13 protein-coding genes, 1 tRNA gene and 1 pseudogene are annotated in these 14,247 nt (G+C 70.8%); 8 read left to right on the top strand and 7 right to left on the bottom strand.

All coding sequences use genetic code 11. The features are described 5' to 3' along the window. Nucleotides 1-11 precede the first annotated feature (11 nt). A complete protein-coding gene (dcd, locus tag O2W14_RS02665) occupies nucleotides 12-608 on the bottom strand; it encodes a dCTP deaminase (RefSeq protein WP_269174545.1) in 597 nt (198 codons plus the stop codon). 106 nt (nucleotides 609-714) lie between these two features. Here dcd and O2W14_RS02660 point away from each other — a divergent pair, with 106 nt between their 5' ends. The 4 genes and pseudogenes from O2W14_RS02660 to O2W14_RS02645 all read left to right on the top strand — a co-directional run. Next, entirely contained in the window at nucleotides 715-1,290 is a 576-nt protein-coding gene (locus tag O2W14_RS02660; protein WP_269174544.1) for a PAS domain-containing protein, read from the top strand. 2 nt (nucleotides 1,291-1,292) lie between these two features. Next, nucleotides 1,293-2,246: a methyl-accepting chemotaxis protein gene (locus O2W14_RS02655; RefSeq protein WP_269174543.1), complete on the top strand. Its 954-nt coding sequence runs from the start codon at nucleotides 1,293-1,295 to the stop codon at nucleotides 2,244-2,246. A gap of 98 nt (nucleotides 2,247-2,344) precedes the next feature. Further along, nucleotides 2,345-2,418: transfer RNA gene (locus O2W14_RS02650), tRNA-Gly, on the top strand. Nucleotides 2,419-2,702: 284 nt separating this feature from the next. Beyond that, nucleotides 2,703-2,834, top strand: a pseudogene (locus O2W14_RS02645) (helix-turn-helix domain-containing protein); the annotation flags it as partial. A 44-nt stretch (nucleotides 2,835-2,878) separates the two neighbouring features. Here the strand turns inward: O2W14_RS02645 and O2W14_RS02640 are convergent. Then, the gene (locus tag O2W14_RS02640; RefSeq protein ID WP_269174542.1) at nucleotides 2,879-3,607 is read right to left on the bottom strand and encodes a TIGR02391 family protein; all 729 of its coding nucleotides are present in this window, start codon (nucleotides 3,605-3,607) and stop codon (nucleotides 2,879-2,881) included. A gap of 255 nt (nucleotides 3,608-3,862) precedes the next feature. On the opposite strand from O2W14_RS02640, the gene O2W14_RS02635 reads away from it, so the two are divergent. The 4 genes from O2W14_RS02635 to O2W14_RS02620 all read left to right on the top strand — a co-directional run bounded on the left by O2W14_RS02635 (nucleotide 3,863) and on the right by O2W14_RS02620 (nucleotide 7,752). Beyond that, nucleotides 3,863-4,750, top strand: coding sequence for a hypothetical protein (locus O2W14_RS02635; protein ID WP_269174541.1), 888 nt, complete (start codon nucleotides 3,863-3,865; stop codon nucleotides 4,748-4,750). 10 nt (nucleotides 4,751-4,760) lie between these two features. Then, nucleotides 4,761-5,420 (top strand): hypothetical protein, encoded by a 660-nt coding sequence (locus tag O2W14_RS02630; protein WP_269174540.1) that lies wholly within the window; start codon nucleotides 4,761-4,763, stop codon nucleotides 5,418-5,420. A gap of 116 nt (nucleotides 5,421-5,536) precedes the next feature. After that, a complete protein-coding gene (locus tag O2W14_RS02625) occupies nucleotides 5,537-6,349 on the top strand; it encodes a hypothetical protein (RefSeq protein WP_269174539.1) in 813 nt (270 codons plus the stop codon). Nucleotides 6,350-6,588: 239 nt separating this feature from the next. Continuing rightward, nucleotides 6,589-7,752, top strand: coding sequence for a site-specific integrase (locus tag O2W14_RS02620; RefSeq protein ID WP_269174538.1), 1,164 nt, complete (start codon nucleotides 6,589-6,591; stop codon nucleotides 7,750-7,752). 210 nt (nucleotides 7,753-7,962) lie between these two features. Here the strand turns inward: O2W14_RS02620 and O2W14_RS02615 are convergent, their stop codons facing one another. The 5 genes from O2W14_RS02615 to O2W14_RS02595 are packed head-to-tail and all read right to left on the bottom strand — an operon-like array spanning nucleotide 7,963 to nucleotide 14,191. Then, the gene (locus O2W14_RS02615; RefSeq protein ID WP_269174537.1) at nucleotides 7,963-9,252 is read right to left on the bottom strand and encodes a mandelate racemase/muconate lactonizing enzyme family protein; all 1,290 of its coding nucleotides are present in this window, start codon (nucleotides 9,250-9,252) and stop codon (nucleotides 7,963-7,965) included. Nucleotides 9,253-9,295: 43 nt separating this feature from the next. Continuing rightward, a complete protein-coding gene (locus O2W14_RS02610; RefSeq protein WP_269174536.1) occupies nucleotides 9,296-10,120 on the bottom strand; it encodes an RraA family protein in 825 nt (274 codons plus the stop codon). A 56-nt stretch (nucleotides 10,121-10,176) separates the two neighbouring features. Continuing rightward, on the bottom strand, nucleotides 10,177-11,268 hold the full coding sequence (locus O2W14_RS02605; protein ID WP_269174535.1) for an oligopeptide/dipeptide ABC transporter ATP-binding protein: 1,092 nt from the start codon (nucleotides 11,266-11,268) through the stop codon (nucleotides 10,177-10,179). Continuing rightward, a complete protein-coding gene (locus O2W14_RS02600; protein ID WP_269174534.1) occupies nucleotides 11,268-13,259 on the bottom strand; it encodes a dipeptide/oligopeptide/nickel ABC transporter permease/ATP-binding protein in 1,992 nt (663 codons plus the stop codon). The genes O2W14_RS02605 and O2W14_RS02600 overlap by 1 nt, the downstream gene beginning before the upstream one ends. Then, complete coding sequence (locus tag O2W14_RS02595; protein ID WP_269174533.1) at nucleotides 13,256-14,191, bottom strand: ABC transporter permease; 936 nt, start codon at nucleotides 14,189-14,191, stop codon at nucleotides 13,256-13,258. Before O2W14_RS02595 ends, O2W14_RS02600 begins: the two co-directional genes overlap by 4 nt. Nucleotides 14,192-14,247 lie beyond the last annotated feature (56 nt).

Raw genomic sequence — 14,247 nt, 5'->3', positions numbered from 1 at the left:
GTACCCGTACGTCAGGACGGCGGGTCGGCCCGGCGGGTCTCGGCGCGGGTGAAGTTGCGGTACGAGCGGGACGGCGTCGGGCCACGCTGGTCCTGGTAGCGGGAGCCGTAGACGGCCGAGCCGTAGGGGTGCTCGGCGGGCGAGCTGAGCTGGAACAGGCACAGCTGGCCGATCTTCATCCCCGGCCACAACGTGATCGGCAGGTTCGCCACGTTGGACAGCTCCAGGGTGATGTGGCCGGAGAACCCGGGGTCGACGAAGCCGGCCGTGGAGTGGGTGAGCAGCCCGAGCCGGCCGAGGGAGGACTTGCCCTCCAGCCGGGCCGCCAGGTCGTCGGGGACGTGCACGACCTCGAGCGTGGAGCCCAGCACGAACTCGCCGGGGTGCAGCACGAAGGGCTCGTCGCCGGCGGGCTCGACCGCGGTGGTCAGGTCGTCCTGCTGGAGTGCCGGGTCGATGTGGGTGTACCGGGCGTTGTTGAACACCCGGAAGTAGCGGTCCAGCCGGACGTCGATGCTCGAGGGCTGCACCATCGCCGGCTCGTAGGGCTCGATGCCGAGCCGGCCGTCGGCCAGCGCGGCCCGGATGTCGCGGTCGGACAGCAGCATGGCGCGGAGTCTAGGGACCGCCGTCCCGGGCTCCCTTCCCGTCCCGTCCGGCGCCTGCCGAGAACTGCCGTGCCGGAACAGCGACGAGACAGGAGGGGGCGACGTGGTGGCAACGGCACCAGCGCCCGGGGACACCCGACCGAGGCGGCAGGCCGTCCGGCCCAGCGGGGTCGAGCGGAGGTTCGCAGCCGACGAGCTGATCGTCTCCAAGACCGACCTGCGTGGGGTGATCACCTACGCCAACGACGTCTTCCTGCGGGTCAGCGGCTACGACCTGGACGAGGTGGTCGGCCAGCCGCACAACCTGATCCGGCACCCGGAGATGCCCAGGGCGGTGTTCAAGCTGCTCTGGGACACCCTCGGCGCCGGGCAGGAGATCTTCGCCTACATCGACAACCTGGCCGCCGACGGTGCGAACTACTGGGTGCTCGCGCACGTGACGCCGTCCTCCGGCCCCGACGGGACGGTCGTCGGCTATCACTCCAACCGGCGCAGCCCCTCGCCCCGGGCGGTCGCGGCGGTCAAGCCGCTCTACGCCCAGCTGGTCGCCGAGGAGCGCCGCCACCCCAACGGCCGCGCCGCGGTCGAGGCCTCGAGCCGGCTGCTGGCGGAGCTGGTCGCCTCCCGCGCCGCCGGCTACGAGGAGTTCGTGTGGTCGGTCATCGGCGGGGAGGAGCAGTGAGCATGCGTCGCCGCGTCACCGGTGGGCGCTCCCCGGCCGAGGAGCTGGAGGTCTACCGGGCCTTCGTGCGGCAGCTGACGGCCGCGTGCGAGCGGGCCGCGGCCGGCGACCTGGAGGCGCGCAGCCGCCCGGTCCCCGGGTCCTGCGACGTCCCCGAGCTGGCCTCGCTGCACGACAGCGTCAACCACGTGCTCGACGTCTCCGACGCCTTCGTCCGCGAGGCCGGCGCAGCGCTGACGTCGGCCGCGGAGGGCCGGTTCCACCGCCGGCTGCTGCTCACCGGGCTGTCGGGGGCCTACCGCCGCGGAGCGGAGGTCATCAACGCCGCCCGCTCCGCCATGCACTCCTCGGCCGACCGGGTCGCCGAGGCCCAGGACGCGCGACTGCGGCTGGCCGACGAGTTCGAGACGGCCGTGATGGGCATGAGCGAGCAGGTCGCCACCGCCTCGACCGAGCTGTCCGCCTCGGCCGCCGGCCTGACCCAGGCCGCCGACGCGGCGCGCACCGAGGTGCAGGCCGCCCGCGGCACGATCGACTCGCTGACCCGCTCCTCGGCGGAGATCAAGGGCATCGTGGCGATGATCGACTCGGTCGCCGCGCAGACCCGGCTGCTGGCGCTCAACGCGACCATCGAGGCCGCCCGCGCCGGCGAGGCGGGCAAGGGCTTCGCCGTCGTCGCCTCCGAGGTCAAGGACCTCGCCGACGAGACCGCCCGGGCCACCGACCGGATCACCGCCCAGGTCGAGTCGATGCGCACCGCCTGCGACCACGTCGCCGCCGGCATGAGCACCGTCGGGACGACGGTCGACGAGATGAACGGCCTGGTCGACGGGATCGCCGCGGCCGTCGACGGCTCGGCGTCCCTCGGCCCGGCGGGCGACACCACCGGCCTGTCCCGGATGGCCGAGCAGCTGCGCACGGAGATGACCGGCTTCCTCGCCGAGATGCGGGGCTGAGCGCGGCCACCCGACCCGCCGACGGGGCGGGCGGAGGAGGGACCTCCCGGGCACGAGCAGCGGCTTGCTAGGCTGTTCGTCACGGGCGAGAGCCCGACGCGGGTGTAGTTCAATGGTAGAACATCAGCTTCCCAAGCTGACAGTGCGAGTTCGATTCTCGTCACCCGCTCCAAGCGCCCTACCGGCGCAGCAACCCCAACTGGCCTGGTCAGACCGGACATCCGGCTGCCGGGCCAGAGTGGTCTCCAGGGCCCTTGAGTGATCTGGAGTGATCCCCCGTTGTGACACGGCAAGGACATGCTGGCGACACGGTCACCGAGCGGCGTCGCGCCCCCGATGGCACTCCGGACCACTCAGGTTGTCTGAGAACCCGAGAACCGCGTAGCAGTCCCATGCCCTCCACTCGGAACACCACAAAGGCCGCCAAGACCGGGTCAGCACACCGGCCGCCCCCGGGCTCTCAGCCCTGAGCAGGTCAAGACCGCCCAGCTCATGCGCAACAGCGGCGTGACGATCTCGGAGATCAGCAAGGCCGTCGGCGCCAGCCGCGCCACGATCTACCGCGTGCTCGATCAGGCCACCGCGTAGGCCCCGAGCCGTCACGTAGCGCCCCGCTGGACGGGCGCCGGTCCTCAGCGCTCAATCGTGGCGGAGTCCGCCCACCGCGCCAGCATGCTGAGGGCAGCGAGTTGCTCCAGGGCTTCGTTCTCACCCAGTTCGCCTACGTCGTGGGCCACCGGGTTCCGCACCGCAGCGAACCAGCCGTCCGCGATCATCAGCGCACCCCGGTGGACGTTCTTGTAGGTGGCCCCGCCGTCGTCCGGGATGATCCGGAGCCGGGGCTCGGTGGCGCTGCCCGGGTTGGGCGAGAACACCGACTGGAAGAGCTTGGCCTCAGAGAGGTCCCGCCGCCCCACCTTGTTCTGCACCTCGGCGTTGACCCGCCGGGCCGCTGCGCCGACGGCGTCGCGGTAGTGCCCGGTGCTCCAGAGCGACCGCGCCCCGTCCCAGACCCACGCGTGCATGCTGGCAGCGGAGAGGTCTGGCGCATCGTCACCGAGGTTGGCCCGGATCTCCTCCTGGCGCTGTATCGCGGCTAGGGCACGGCTCGCTGCCTCACGATGCTGCGTCCACCGGTTGACCGTCTTGTTGCGGTCGGAGGGCACGTCCTCGCGCCAACGAGGAAGGACCTGGGCGAAGATCAGCTCAACTACTTGAGCCTGCTCGGCGATCATCTCGTGACTGTTGAGGTTGGAGCGGCGGCCAGAGATCACCGTGCTGTTGTTCGGGTTGTTGAACTCGGACAGCCATAGGAACTGGCGCAGCTCCCCCAGTGCCCACTCAGCGTTCAGCCCGGCCACGCGCTCTCCTCGTCGTTGGATCGGCGCCGGCAGGAGTCACGTGGCGGCCGAGGGCACGAGGCTACGGGCGGGCTTCCTGCGGGCAGGAGGACGTCGCCCTAGGCATCATCTCGTCCCGAGATGACAGCATCCGAACGCTAGGTAACGATCCGGTTCCAGATGGGCGCACGGTGACGTTGACGTTCGTCAACCGCCGGGGAGACTGCGCCGGGTCGTCACCGTCAAGCGGGGAGCAACGTGTCACAGGTCAGCAAGATGGTCCGCTTCTACGAGCCGCTCATCCGGAACCAGCAGGGCCAGCGCCAGACCATCTCCGGCGAGTTCTGGAAGGAGGCCCGGAAGGACATCAACGACCTGGCCGAGGCTGACCGGAACCACACCTACCGGGGCGTCCGGTACTACGGCGAGAACCGTGATCCGGTGTCCCCGGCGACGCCCTACATCTACGTCGGGCGGCTCCGCCCGGCCGCCGATCACCCCGACGGCTTCCGGCCCGGGTCGGGCATCCTCGGCCCGCTCCAGCCCGCGCAGGTCGGGGACCTGATCTCCGAGCCGACCCTGGTCCTCCCCTTCGGGACGACCAACTACGTCGCGGTGATGAGCCCCGTGACCGGGGGGACCCGGATCCAGGCGATCGAGTACTGGCTCAACATGGCGCTGGGCTTCTTCCCCACGGACAACACGCTCACCCTCGCGCCTCTGTTCGACAAGAAGATGACCGACAAGCTCGCCAACTCCACCGGCGCAACCCGGGTGCAGGTGCGGGTCGCGCCGGGCCGGGATCTGCCGGAGAACCTGCCTGGTCGCCTCATGCGTGCGGTGCGCGCCTCCTCTCAAGTGACACCGAGCGACCTGTCGGTGGAGATGACGTGGAGCTTCGGCCACGCGAGCGGGAGCCAGCCCAGCCGGGTCGAGCTGCTGGAGGCGGCCCGTGAGATCTGGACGGGCGGGTGGGCTGAGAGCGCCGAGGTGAACCTGGAGGTTCAGCGGGACGACAAGATCAAGACCGAGATCCACCAGCTGATCAACGACCGCCTCACCTACACCGCGAAGTTCGACGTGCCGGAGGGTCAGAGCCCCACCGAACAGTCGGTGCTGAAGGGTATGCAGGACGCCATCAAGCAGTTCCGTGGAGAACACTGAGGAGGTGACCGTGAGCGAGGAGAACACGAACGAACCCTCGCGCGTCACCCAGAAGATCCGTCAGCTCAAGGGATTCGCGCAGGACTTCCCGACCGTCGTCAACACCGGTCTCGGACTGGCAGTGGTCGCCTACTGGCTGGCCACCTGGAAGTGGCACCACGTCAACGTCCCGTGGCTCATCGACTCCGTCGCGGACCCGGACCACGTCATGACCCTCCATCTTGGCGTCGCCGCGCTGGCCGCGATGGTCGGAGGCTTCTCTGGCGTGGTGATCATCTTTGGGCTCGGGGACAGCACCCGGCTCCGGCGGCTTCGGCAGTCGGGCGGGCGGCGGCTGCATGCCAACTGGATCTCGGTCATCGCGGTGGCGTTCGCAGGCGCCTTCCTCGCGGTCGGCTGCGCCGGTCTCGCGTTGGGCGGTCAACCAGAGCCGTCGCTGTGGATCGGGATGTTCGCCTTCCTGCTGACCGGCCACGGAGCGGTTCGGCTTGTGTGGCTGCTGGGCGCCCTGGCGCAGGTGACCCATGGGGAAGACGAAGACCGGACGCGCAGGGAGAACGAGATCGCCAGCGCCGACCTGTTCGCGCAAGCTCGTGCAGCCCGGGAGGCCGCGAGTAGGACGCGTGAGATGGAGTCCGAGCGCGAATCGCCCCGAGAGCTACAGGGGTAGCTCAACCTCGGCAGCCCTGGACGACGAGACCGCCGCACGCAGGGCCTGAGCCGCCACGTAGTCGCCGACCGGCGAGCCTCCAGCACTCGTGCCCGGGTGGCCGTGATGGTCGGTACGTGGCGACTCACAAGATCGACCCAGCCGAGGTCCTCCTCGGCGTAGCCCTCAAGGTCTACCGGGCCCGCGTGCTGTCCGAGGGTCTGACGGAGGAGATCGACCGGGTGCTCAGCTCGCCGACCGAGGCTCGCCCCGAGGCCAACGCCGACGGCTCGTTCTCCTCGATCTACGAACCAACAGCCGAGCCACATCCCGCGATGAGCCTCACGCTCGGCGAGTTCGCCCACAACGCACGGAGCGCGCTGGACAACCTCGTGACCGCGCTGGTCGTGCGCAACGGCGGCACCCCGAAGAGCCACCACAAGTTCCCGCTGACCACCCACATCAACGAGTGGACGGCCTCGGTGACAGACCTGTGGCCAGCAGAAGGGCCACTGGCCGGTGTGACGCGGGAAGACCTCGACCTGATTCACGATGTCCAGCCGTTCCACGCCGACGACCCCACTCAGCACCCGCTCGCGCTGGTGGGGCGGGTGAACAACGCCGACAAGCACCAGATGCTCCACGCCGCCATCCCCTACACCGCCCCCGATGCCGACCAGGAGGTGCTATCGGTCCTCCCCACAAGCACGCAAGTGCAGATTATCTGGACGCCTGCTCGGAGTGCGCTGCTAGCCCGAGGCGACGAGTTCACCCGCTTCCGGTTCGTGGGTCCCGCGCCTGACGAGTTCTTGGTCAAGCTGAACTGGCCCCTCACCGTGGTCTTCCGCGACCACAAAGGCCGAGACCTCAACTTCACCGAGCTGAGCCGGATGTACGAGGCCGTAGCCCTGGCCGTCCGGCCGTGGATCGACCCGGAGTATCAGGAGTAGCTCAGGACCTCGGCCGGGCCGGTGGGGGTCCTGCGCTTGATCGAGATGCGGGGCCGGCTGGTATGCCGCGATCCGGGGAGCCGGTGGACACCGTCGGTGGGCCGGGCGGCGGTCTGACAGTGAGCCCCTAGCGCAGCAGCGCACGCAGGTTCAACCTTCTCCGGCCACACGCAGGTTGTCGCCGGTGCTCCGGAGTGCGTAGAGGCACTGTCAGCTTCCTCAACTCCAGGGACACCGCGATGACCAGCAAGACCAACAAGCGCCGCGATTTCGGCTCGATCGAGCAGCTCCCGTCGGGCCGGTGGCGCATCCGCTACCGGGACAACGATGGCAAGGTCCGGTCTCGCACCTTCGCCACCAAGACCCAGGCTGTCCAGGCCCTGGCGCGGGCCCAGGCCGACCTGTCCCGTGGCGACTACGTGGACCCCCGGGCCGGGGCCGTCCGCCTGGACGCCTACCTGGCGTCGTGGATCACCCACCGCACGGTCCGTGGCGAGCCGCTGGCCCCTCGGACCGCCGCCCTGTACTGCCACCAGCTCAGCAAGCACATCGGCCCGGCGCTAGGGCACGTCGAGCTGCGCCACCTCACCAAGGAGCGCGTGCGCCGGTGGCACGAGGCGATGACCGGGCAGGATGGACCCGGCCGGTCCACCGCCGCCAAGTGCTACCGGCTGCTCCGAGCCGCGCTCGCCACCGCCGTCGAGGACGACCTGGTCAAGGTCAACCCGTGCGTGATCCGTGGCGCCGGGGAGGAGCCCCGCCGGGAGCGCCCGCCGATCTCACTGCCGGACCTGGCGCGCATCCTGGCCGCGATGGAGCCCCGCTGGCGGGCCGTCGCCGTGATCGGCGCCCACGTCGGGCTGCGGTTCGGCGAGCTGGGCGCGCTCCAGCGCCGCCACGTCGACCTGCTGCACGGTCGCGTCCTCGTCCACCAGGCCGCCGCGCAGGTGCCCGGGGAGGGCAGGGTGGTCGGCAGGACCAAGTCCCGGGCATCGCACCGGGAGGTGGCTGTACCGCCGCATGTCATGCCGGTGCTGGTCGAGCACCTGAACACCTACGTCGGCCCGGAGCCGGACGCGTTGGTGTTCACCGGCCCCAAGGGCGGCGCGCTCAACAACGGCAACTGGCACAAGAAGGTCTGGGGCCCGGCGCTCGCCGCCGCTGGCATCACCGGCGTGACCTTCCACGACACCCGGGCCACCGCAGCCACGATGGCTGGGCTGGCGGGCGGCACGCTCAAGGAGCTGATGATCCGACTGGGGCACAGCTCCCCGGACGCTGCGCTGCGCTACCAGCGCTCCACCGCCGACCGGGACACCGCGCTGGCCGCGAAGATCTCCGCGATGCTGCTGACGGCGACCACCAGCGGCACGGTGACCCCGATCGGCACCCGGGCGCAGTGACACACAAGTGACACACAGGGCCCCGGACGACTAGGTCCGGGGCCCTGTCTCGTTGCTGACCAGCAAGGACACAGACGAGCCGCAGGATGAACACGCTGCTTCCCAAGCTGACAGTGCGAGTTCGATTCTCGTCACCCGCTCCACGGAGCTCATGCCGAGCGCTCGGCCCCGGCCGGCGATGAGCGCCGCCGCGGGGCCGAGCGGGTCAGCTCATCCCCACGGCCGGTCGTAGCTCCACTCCGAGTCCCAGTGCGCGGTCTCGGAGAAGAAGAGCGGATCGCTGGCGTCGAGCCGGGCGCGGAACGCCTCCTCGTTGATGCCCTCGAAACCGAGGCCGGGGCCGTCGGGCACCGTGATGTAGCCGTCCTCGATGATCGTCTCCGGCAGGCCGGTCACCAGGCTGGCCCAGTCGCCGACGTCGGCGGCGTGGAACTCCAGCGCGAGGAAGTTCTCCGTCGACGCGCCGATCGCCACGCTGGCCATGGTGGCGATCGGTGTCGCCGCCAGGTGCAGGGCCATCGGGATCCCGTACGGCTGGGCCAGGTCCCCGATGCGCTTGGTCTCCATGATGCCGCCGGCCGATGCGGGGTCGGGGTGGGCGATGCGGATCGCCTGGGCGTCGAGGAGGGGCTTGAAGCCCTCGGCGAGGTAGATGTCCTCGCCGGTGCAGGTCGGCGTGGCGATGGACTCGGTCAACTGGCGCCACTGCTGGGTGAACTGCCAGGGGATGAGGTCCTCCAGCCACTCCAGTGCGTAGGGCTCGAGCGCCCGGGCGAGCCGGATGCAGGAGTCGACGTCCATGTAGCCGAAGTGGTCGGCGGCGATGGGGAGTTCGTAGCCGACGACGTCACGCACCCGGCGCACGTAGTCGGCGATGTGGTCGACGCCGATCTTGGTGATGTGCGTCCCGGTGAAGGGGTGCATCGTGAACGGCAGGTCCTTCGGTCGGCGCGTGCGTTCGCGGGGCGGCGCGATGACCGCACCCGGCACGTCCCAGAGCATGGACAGCCCGATGTCCATCTTGAGCATCTTGAAGCCCTGCTGCTCACGCGCCAGCAACTTGGCGCCCATCGCCTCCGGGTCGCGCTGCTCCTCGGTGTCGGCGTACACCAGGATCCGGTCGCGGTACTTGCCTCCCGCCAGGAGCCAGGCCGGGACGTCGTAGGCCTTGCCCGCCAGGTCGAGCAGGGCCATCTCGACGCCGGAGACGCCCCCGCCCTGGCGACCGGGGCCCCCGAACTGCCGGATCTTGCGGAAGACCTTCTCGATGTTGCACGGGTTCTCCCCGAGCAGGCGGCTCTTGAGCATGAGCACGTAGTTGACGCTGGACTGGTCGCGGGCCTCCCCCCAGCCGCTGATCCCCTGGTTGGTGTCGATGCGGATGATCGTGTGCCGCATGGGCACACCCTCGAGCTTGGCGACCCGCAGGTCGGTGATCCGCAGGTCGCTGGACCGACTGCGGGTGTTGATGCGGTTCTCGAATCCGGTCTCGGTGGTCACTGTGTCCTCGTCTGGATCGTGGGCGGCTTCGGGGCAGGAAGGGTCACTGGCGGGCGAGGCACCACTGCTCGAAGTCCGCCTGGACCTCCGGGCCCCACTCCGGGACGTCGATGTCGGCGCTGGTGTAGACCCGCTCGGCCAGACGGGACTTGCCGAAGACGTCGCGCTGCTGGGTGTCCTCGCTGTGGACGGCGACCGCCTCGGCGAGGTGCGGGGGGATGATGCTGACCCCGGCGGGGGTGGCGAGCACGACGTCCCCGGGGAGCACGGTCACGCCGCCGAGGCGGATCGGGGTGTTGAGGCCCGCGATCGTGACGTCACCGATCCCGGTGGGGTGCGACCCCTGGTGGAGGATGTTGATCGAGGACATCTCGGCGATGCCCTGGGCGTCCCGGATGCCGCCCTGGATGACGGCACCGGTCCCGGTCCGAGTGGCGACCGCGGTCGCCAGGTTGTCACCGATGAAGGTGCCGTGCTCGATCTTGCCGAACATGTCCACGACCATGACGTCGCCGTGCTCGAGGCTCTCCACGACCCACCAGTTCTGCTTGACGACCGCGCCACCCGATCGCTGCTCACGCCGACCGGCGTCCAGCACCACGGCGTCGAAGTCGGGCCGGTAGGGCAGGAACTGTGCGGTGACCGCCCGGCCGACGAAGGCCTTGCCCGGGTTGGTCTCCTGCCAGCCACCGACGAACTGGTGGTGGTACCCGGCGTGCTTGAGCGGCTTCCAGGCCTGCTCGACGGTGATCCCGCGGAGCCGGTCGAGCAGGTCGTCGCCCACCCGGGGCCGCCCGTTGGCGAAGCGCTCACCGGTCCACTCGGGTGTCATCGCCTCCAGCAGTGAGGCCTCCGGCTCGATGCGCATCGTCTGTTCTCCCTCCGTCGATCCGGTCGACACGGTGGCGACCGGCTCCGTCCCCGTCATCGGATGCCGATGGCCGGGTCGACCGTCCCGGCACGCGTGTGCCCGGAGGTCTCGTCGTACAGATGGCACTGGACCTGCACACCCGCCATGCCGGTCAGGGCCGGCCGCCGCTGGGTGCAGACCTGTTCGGCGAACGGGCACCGCGCGGCGAAGGGGCAAGCGTCCGCGGTGACCGGTACCGACCCGGTCGCGCCGGCTGCGGCGACCGCGGTCGGCACGGCGGCCGCCGTGGCCAGCCGCGCCTCCCGCTTGCGCCGCTGCAGCTCCGGGTGCGGGACCGGAGCGGCGTCCAGGAGCAGCCGGGTGTAGGGGTGCAGCGGGGTGGAGCACACCCGGTCCGCCGGTCCCTGCTCCATGACCCGGCCCCGGTAGAGCACCACCACCCGGTCGGACAGGTGCTGCACCACCGCGATGTCGTGGGAGATGAACAGGTACGCGACCCCGAGCTCGGCCTGCAACCGCTGCAGGAGGGCGAGGACCTGCGCCTGGGTGGAGACGTCCAGGGCACTGACGCTCTCGTCGCACACGATGAGCCGGGCGCCCACCGACAGGGCCCGGGCGATGGCGATCCGCTGCCGCTGACCACCCGAGAAGGAACCCGGGTAGCGGTCGGCCGCGTCCGCCGGGAGCGCGACGCGCGTCAGCAGGTCGACCACCACCGCCTGGGCCTCCCGGGCGGAGAGCTTCCTGCGCACCTGCAGGGGCTCGCGCAGGATCTGCCCGATGGTCAGGGCCGGGTTCAGCGAGCTGTACGGGTCCTGGAAGACGACCTGCAGGTCACCGGCGAGGGCGGCCCGGCGTCGACGGGACAGCCCGCTGATCTCGTGGCCCTGGAACTCGATCGAGCCGGCAGCCGTCTTGGCCAGCCCGAGCACCGCCCGTCCGATGGTCGACTTGCCGGAGCCGGACTCGCCGACGAGCCCGACCGTCTCCCCGGGCTGCACCGACACGCTCACCCCGTCGATGGCACGGAAGGTCCGCCGGCCGCGCAGCCGGTAGTCGACCGCGAGGTCCTCGATCTGCAGGAGCGCCGCGGGGGCGCCCGCCCGGTCGGTGCCCGGGAGACCCTCGACCGCCTGGTGGGCCATCACCGACCACCCACCGGCTGGCGGCGCACGGCCGGCGTCTCGAGCGACACGGTGGCCGGTGTCAGCGCGAGCTCGGCGGACCGGACGCACCGGACCTCGTGGCCGACAGCCACCGGTTCGAGGGGCACCGGCCCGCTGCGGCAACGATCGACGACGAGGTCGCACCGGGCGGCGAACCGGCAGTGGTCGGGCCAGGCCGCCGGCAACGGCACCGTGCCCGGGATCCCGTGCAGCTCCTGCACCACGTCCAGCACGGGCGTCGAGGCCATCAGCGCCCGGGTGTAGGGCATCCGCGGCTGGTCGAACAGCTGGCCGACCGGCGCCTCCTCGACGATCTCACCGGCGTACATGACGATCACCCGCGTGCAGATGTCGGCCACGACCCCGAGGTCGTGGGTGATGAGGAGCAGGCCCATGCCGAGCCGCTGCTGCAGGTCACGCAGCAGGTCGAGGATCTCGGCCTGGACCGTGACGTCCAGCGCCGTGGTCGGTTCGTCGGCGATGAGCAGCTCCGGGTCACCGCTGATGGCCAGCGCGATCGCGACGCGTTGCGCCATGCCCCCCGACAGCTGGTGCGGATAGGACCGCAGCACGTCCTCGATCCGCGGGATGCCCACCAGCTCCAGGAGTTCCCGGGCCCGGGTGCGGGCGTCGGCCCGGTTGCGGCCGTGCGACCGCAGCGCCTCGGTGAGCAGGCTGCCCACCGTGAACGACGGGTCGAGGGCGACCATGGGCTCCTGGGAGATGAGCGCGATCCTGGTGCCGCGCAGGCCACGGAACGAGCGCGGGCCGGCGTCCACCGCGTGCCCGGCCACCTGCATCCGGCCGGTGACGACGCCCGGCTCGGGGACGAGCCCGATGAGCGACAGGCCGGTCATCGTCTTGCCGCAGCCGGACTCCCCCACCAGCCCGACGACCTCGCCGCGACGCACGGTGAACGAGATCCCGCTGACGACGGGCACGAGCCGGTCGCCGACCGGGAAGGACACCGTCAGGTCGCGGACCGCGACCAGCGCGTCGGGCCCGGCCTCGGGGACCCCCACCGGAGCCTGCTGGGGGCCCCGAGCCGGACGCCGGCGGGCGTGCTCGGGGGACGTCGTCCGGGAGGCGTACAGCTCGTCGCGCAGGTAGTCGCCCAGCAGGTTGAGTGCCAGGACCGTGAGGATGATCATCCCGCCGGACGGGACGAGCAGCCATGGCTGGATGCTCATGGCGTTGGCGGCCTCGGCGATCATCCCGCCCCAGCTGGGGACCGGCGGTGGCGCACCGAGGCCGAGGAAGCCGAGCCCCGCCTGGACGACGAGGGCCGCGCCCAGGGCAGCGGAGCCCTGGATGAGCACCGGTGCCATGGCGTTGGGCAGCACGTGCCGCGCGAGGATGCGGGCGGTCGACAGGCCGGCGACCTTCGCCGCGTCGACGTAGAGCTCCTCCCGCACGGCGAGGGTCGAGGCGCGCACCAGCCGGATGAACGTCGCTGACATCAGCACGCCCAGCACGATCATGGCGGCCCAGACGTTGTTGCCCAGCACGGTGGCCACCGCGAGCAGCACGAGGATGGTCGGCAGGGTGATCAGGATGTCCTGCAGCCAGTTGACGACCGTGTCGACCGCCCGGCCGACGTAGCCCGCGGCCAGGCCGAGCACCGTGCCCAGCACGATGGCGATGGCCACCGCGACGGCCGCCCCGGCCAGGGTCTCCCAGCCGCCGTAGAGCAGCCGGGCGAGCACGTCGCGACCGAGCATGTCCGTGCCCAACAGGTGGTCACCGCTGGGCGACTGGTACGAGTCGATGAGCTTCTGCTCCAGCGGCCGACCGAGGTCGAGGAGCCGGAAGACGCAGCTGGCGACGAAGACCAGGACGACCCAGCTCAGGCACAGCACCGCCCCTGGCCGGCGGAGCAGCCGCGCGACCGCGTGCGAGCGGTGGCGGACCGGCACGGGCGAGGTGTCGCCGGGTCCCCCGGCGGTCTCGGTGGCGAGCTCGATGCTCATGCGCGCACCTTCGGGTTGACGGCCGAGTTCAACAGGTCGACCACGAGGTTGATGAGGACGACGGCGATCGCGGTCACGACGAGCACGCCGAGCACGACCGGGACGTCGTTGCGGGCGAGCGCGGTCATCGTGTACTGGCCCAGGCCGGGGACGGCGAAGACCTGTTCGACGATGATCGAGCCGCCGGAGAGGTTGACGAACTGGATGCCCAGCGTCGTGAGGATCGGGACGCCGGCGTTCTTGAGCGCGTGCTTGTAGACGACCGACCACTCGCCGATGCCGGTGGCCCGCAGCGTGCGCACGTAGTCCCGGTCGAGGTTCTCCAGCATCGCCGAGCGCGTCTGCCGGGCGATCGCGGAGACCGCCACCGACGCGACGGCGATGACCGGCAGCACCAGGTGGAGCACCCACTGCCCGGGGTCGACGTCCAGGGGCACGTAGCCGGTCGCGGGGACGATGCCGAGGCTGAGTGCGAAGACGTACACCATGAGCAGCGCGAGCCAGAAGTTCGGCACGGCAAGTGCGACGACCGCCGAACTGACCAGGACACGGTCCAGCACTCCTCCGCGGACTGCGGCCACGACCCCGATCGGCACCCCCACCAGGAGCGACAGCAGCAGGGACAGCACGACCATGGACAGGGTCACCGGCGCCGTGGCGAGGATGCCGTCGACCACCTGCTGCCCGTTGTGCCAGGACTCGCCCAGGTCACCGCGGAGCACGGAGCTGAGCCAGTCCCAGTAGCGCTCCAGCACCGGCCGGTCGAGCCCGAGGCCGGCCCGGATCTCGGCGATCCGCTGCGGCGTGGCGTCCTCGCCGGCCTTGATCTGGGCGATGTCGTTGGGGAGCAGGTTGAGCAGCAGGAAGGCCAGGGACGACACCCCGAACAACATGGGGAGGGCGTAGGCCAGCCGCGTGAGCAGGTACCGCATGAGGGCTCGATCCTGTGCGGGAGGTGCCGGCGGCCCCGCCACCTGGCGGGAGCCGC

Origin of the sequence: Modestobacter sp. VKM Ac-2986, assembly GCF_026967795.1 — a bacterium.
Taxonomy (GTDB): domain Bacteria; phylum Actinomycetota; class Actinomycetes; order Mycobacteriales; family Geodermatophilaceae; genus Modestobacter.
This window is presented reverse-complemented; position numbering and strand designations above follow the sequence as displayed.

Bases quoted from the DNA above. Each gene is read 5' to 3' on its own strand.
- dcd (WP_269174545.1), bottom strand. From the start codon at position 608: ATGCTGCTGTCCGACCGCGACATCCGGGCCGCGCTGGCCGACGGCCGG.
- O2W14_RS02655 (WP_269174543.1), top strand. From the start codon at position 1,293: ATGCGTCGCCGCGTCACCGGTGGGCGCTCCCCGGCCGAGGAGCTGGAG.
- O2W14_RS02635 (WP_269174541.1), top strand. From the start codon at position 3,863: ATGGTCCGCTTCTACGAGCCGCTCATCCGGAACCAGCAGGGCCAGCGC.
- O2W14_RS02620 (WP_269174538.1), top strand. From the start codon at position 6,589: ATGACCAGCAAGACCAACAAGCGCCGCGATTTCGGCTCGATCGAGCAG.
- O2W14_RS02610 (WP_269174536.1), bottom strand. From the start codon at position 10,120: ATGCGCATCGAGCCGGAGGCCTCACTGCTGGAGGCGATGACACCCGAG.
- O2W14_RS02605 (WP_269174535.1), bottom strand. From the start codon at position 11,268: ATGGCCCACCAGGCGGTCGAGGGTCTCCCGGGCACCGACCGGGCGGGC.
- O2W14_RS02600 (WP_269174534.1), bottom strand. From the start codon at position 13,259: ATGAGCATCGAGCTCGCCACCGAGACCGCCGGGGGACCCGGCGACACC.
- O2W14_RS02595 (WP_269174533.1), bottom strand. From the start codon at position 14,191: ATGCGGTACCTGCTCACGCGGCTGGCCTACGCCCTCCCCATGTTGTTC.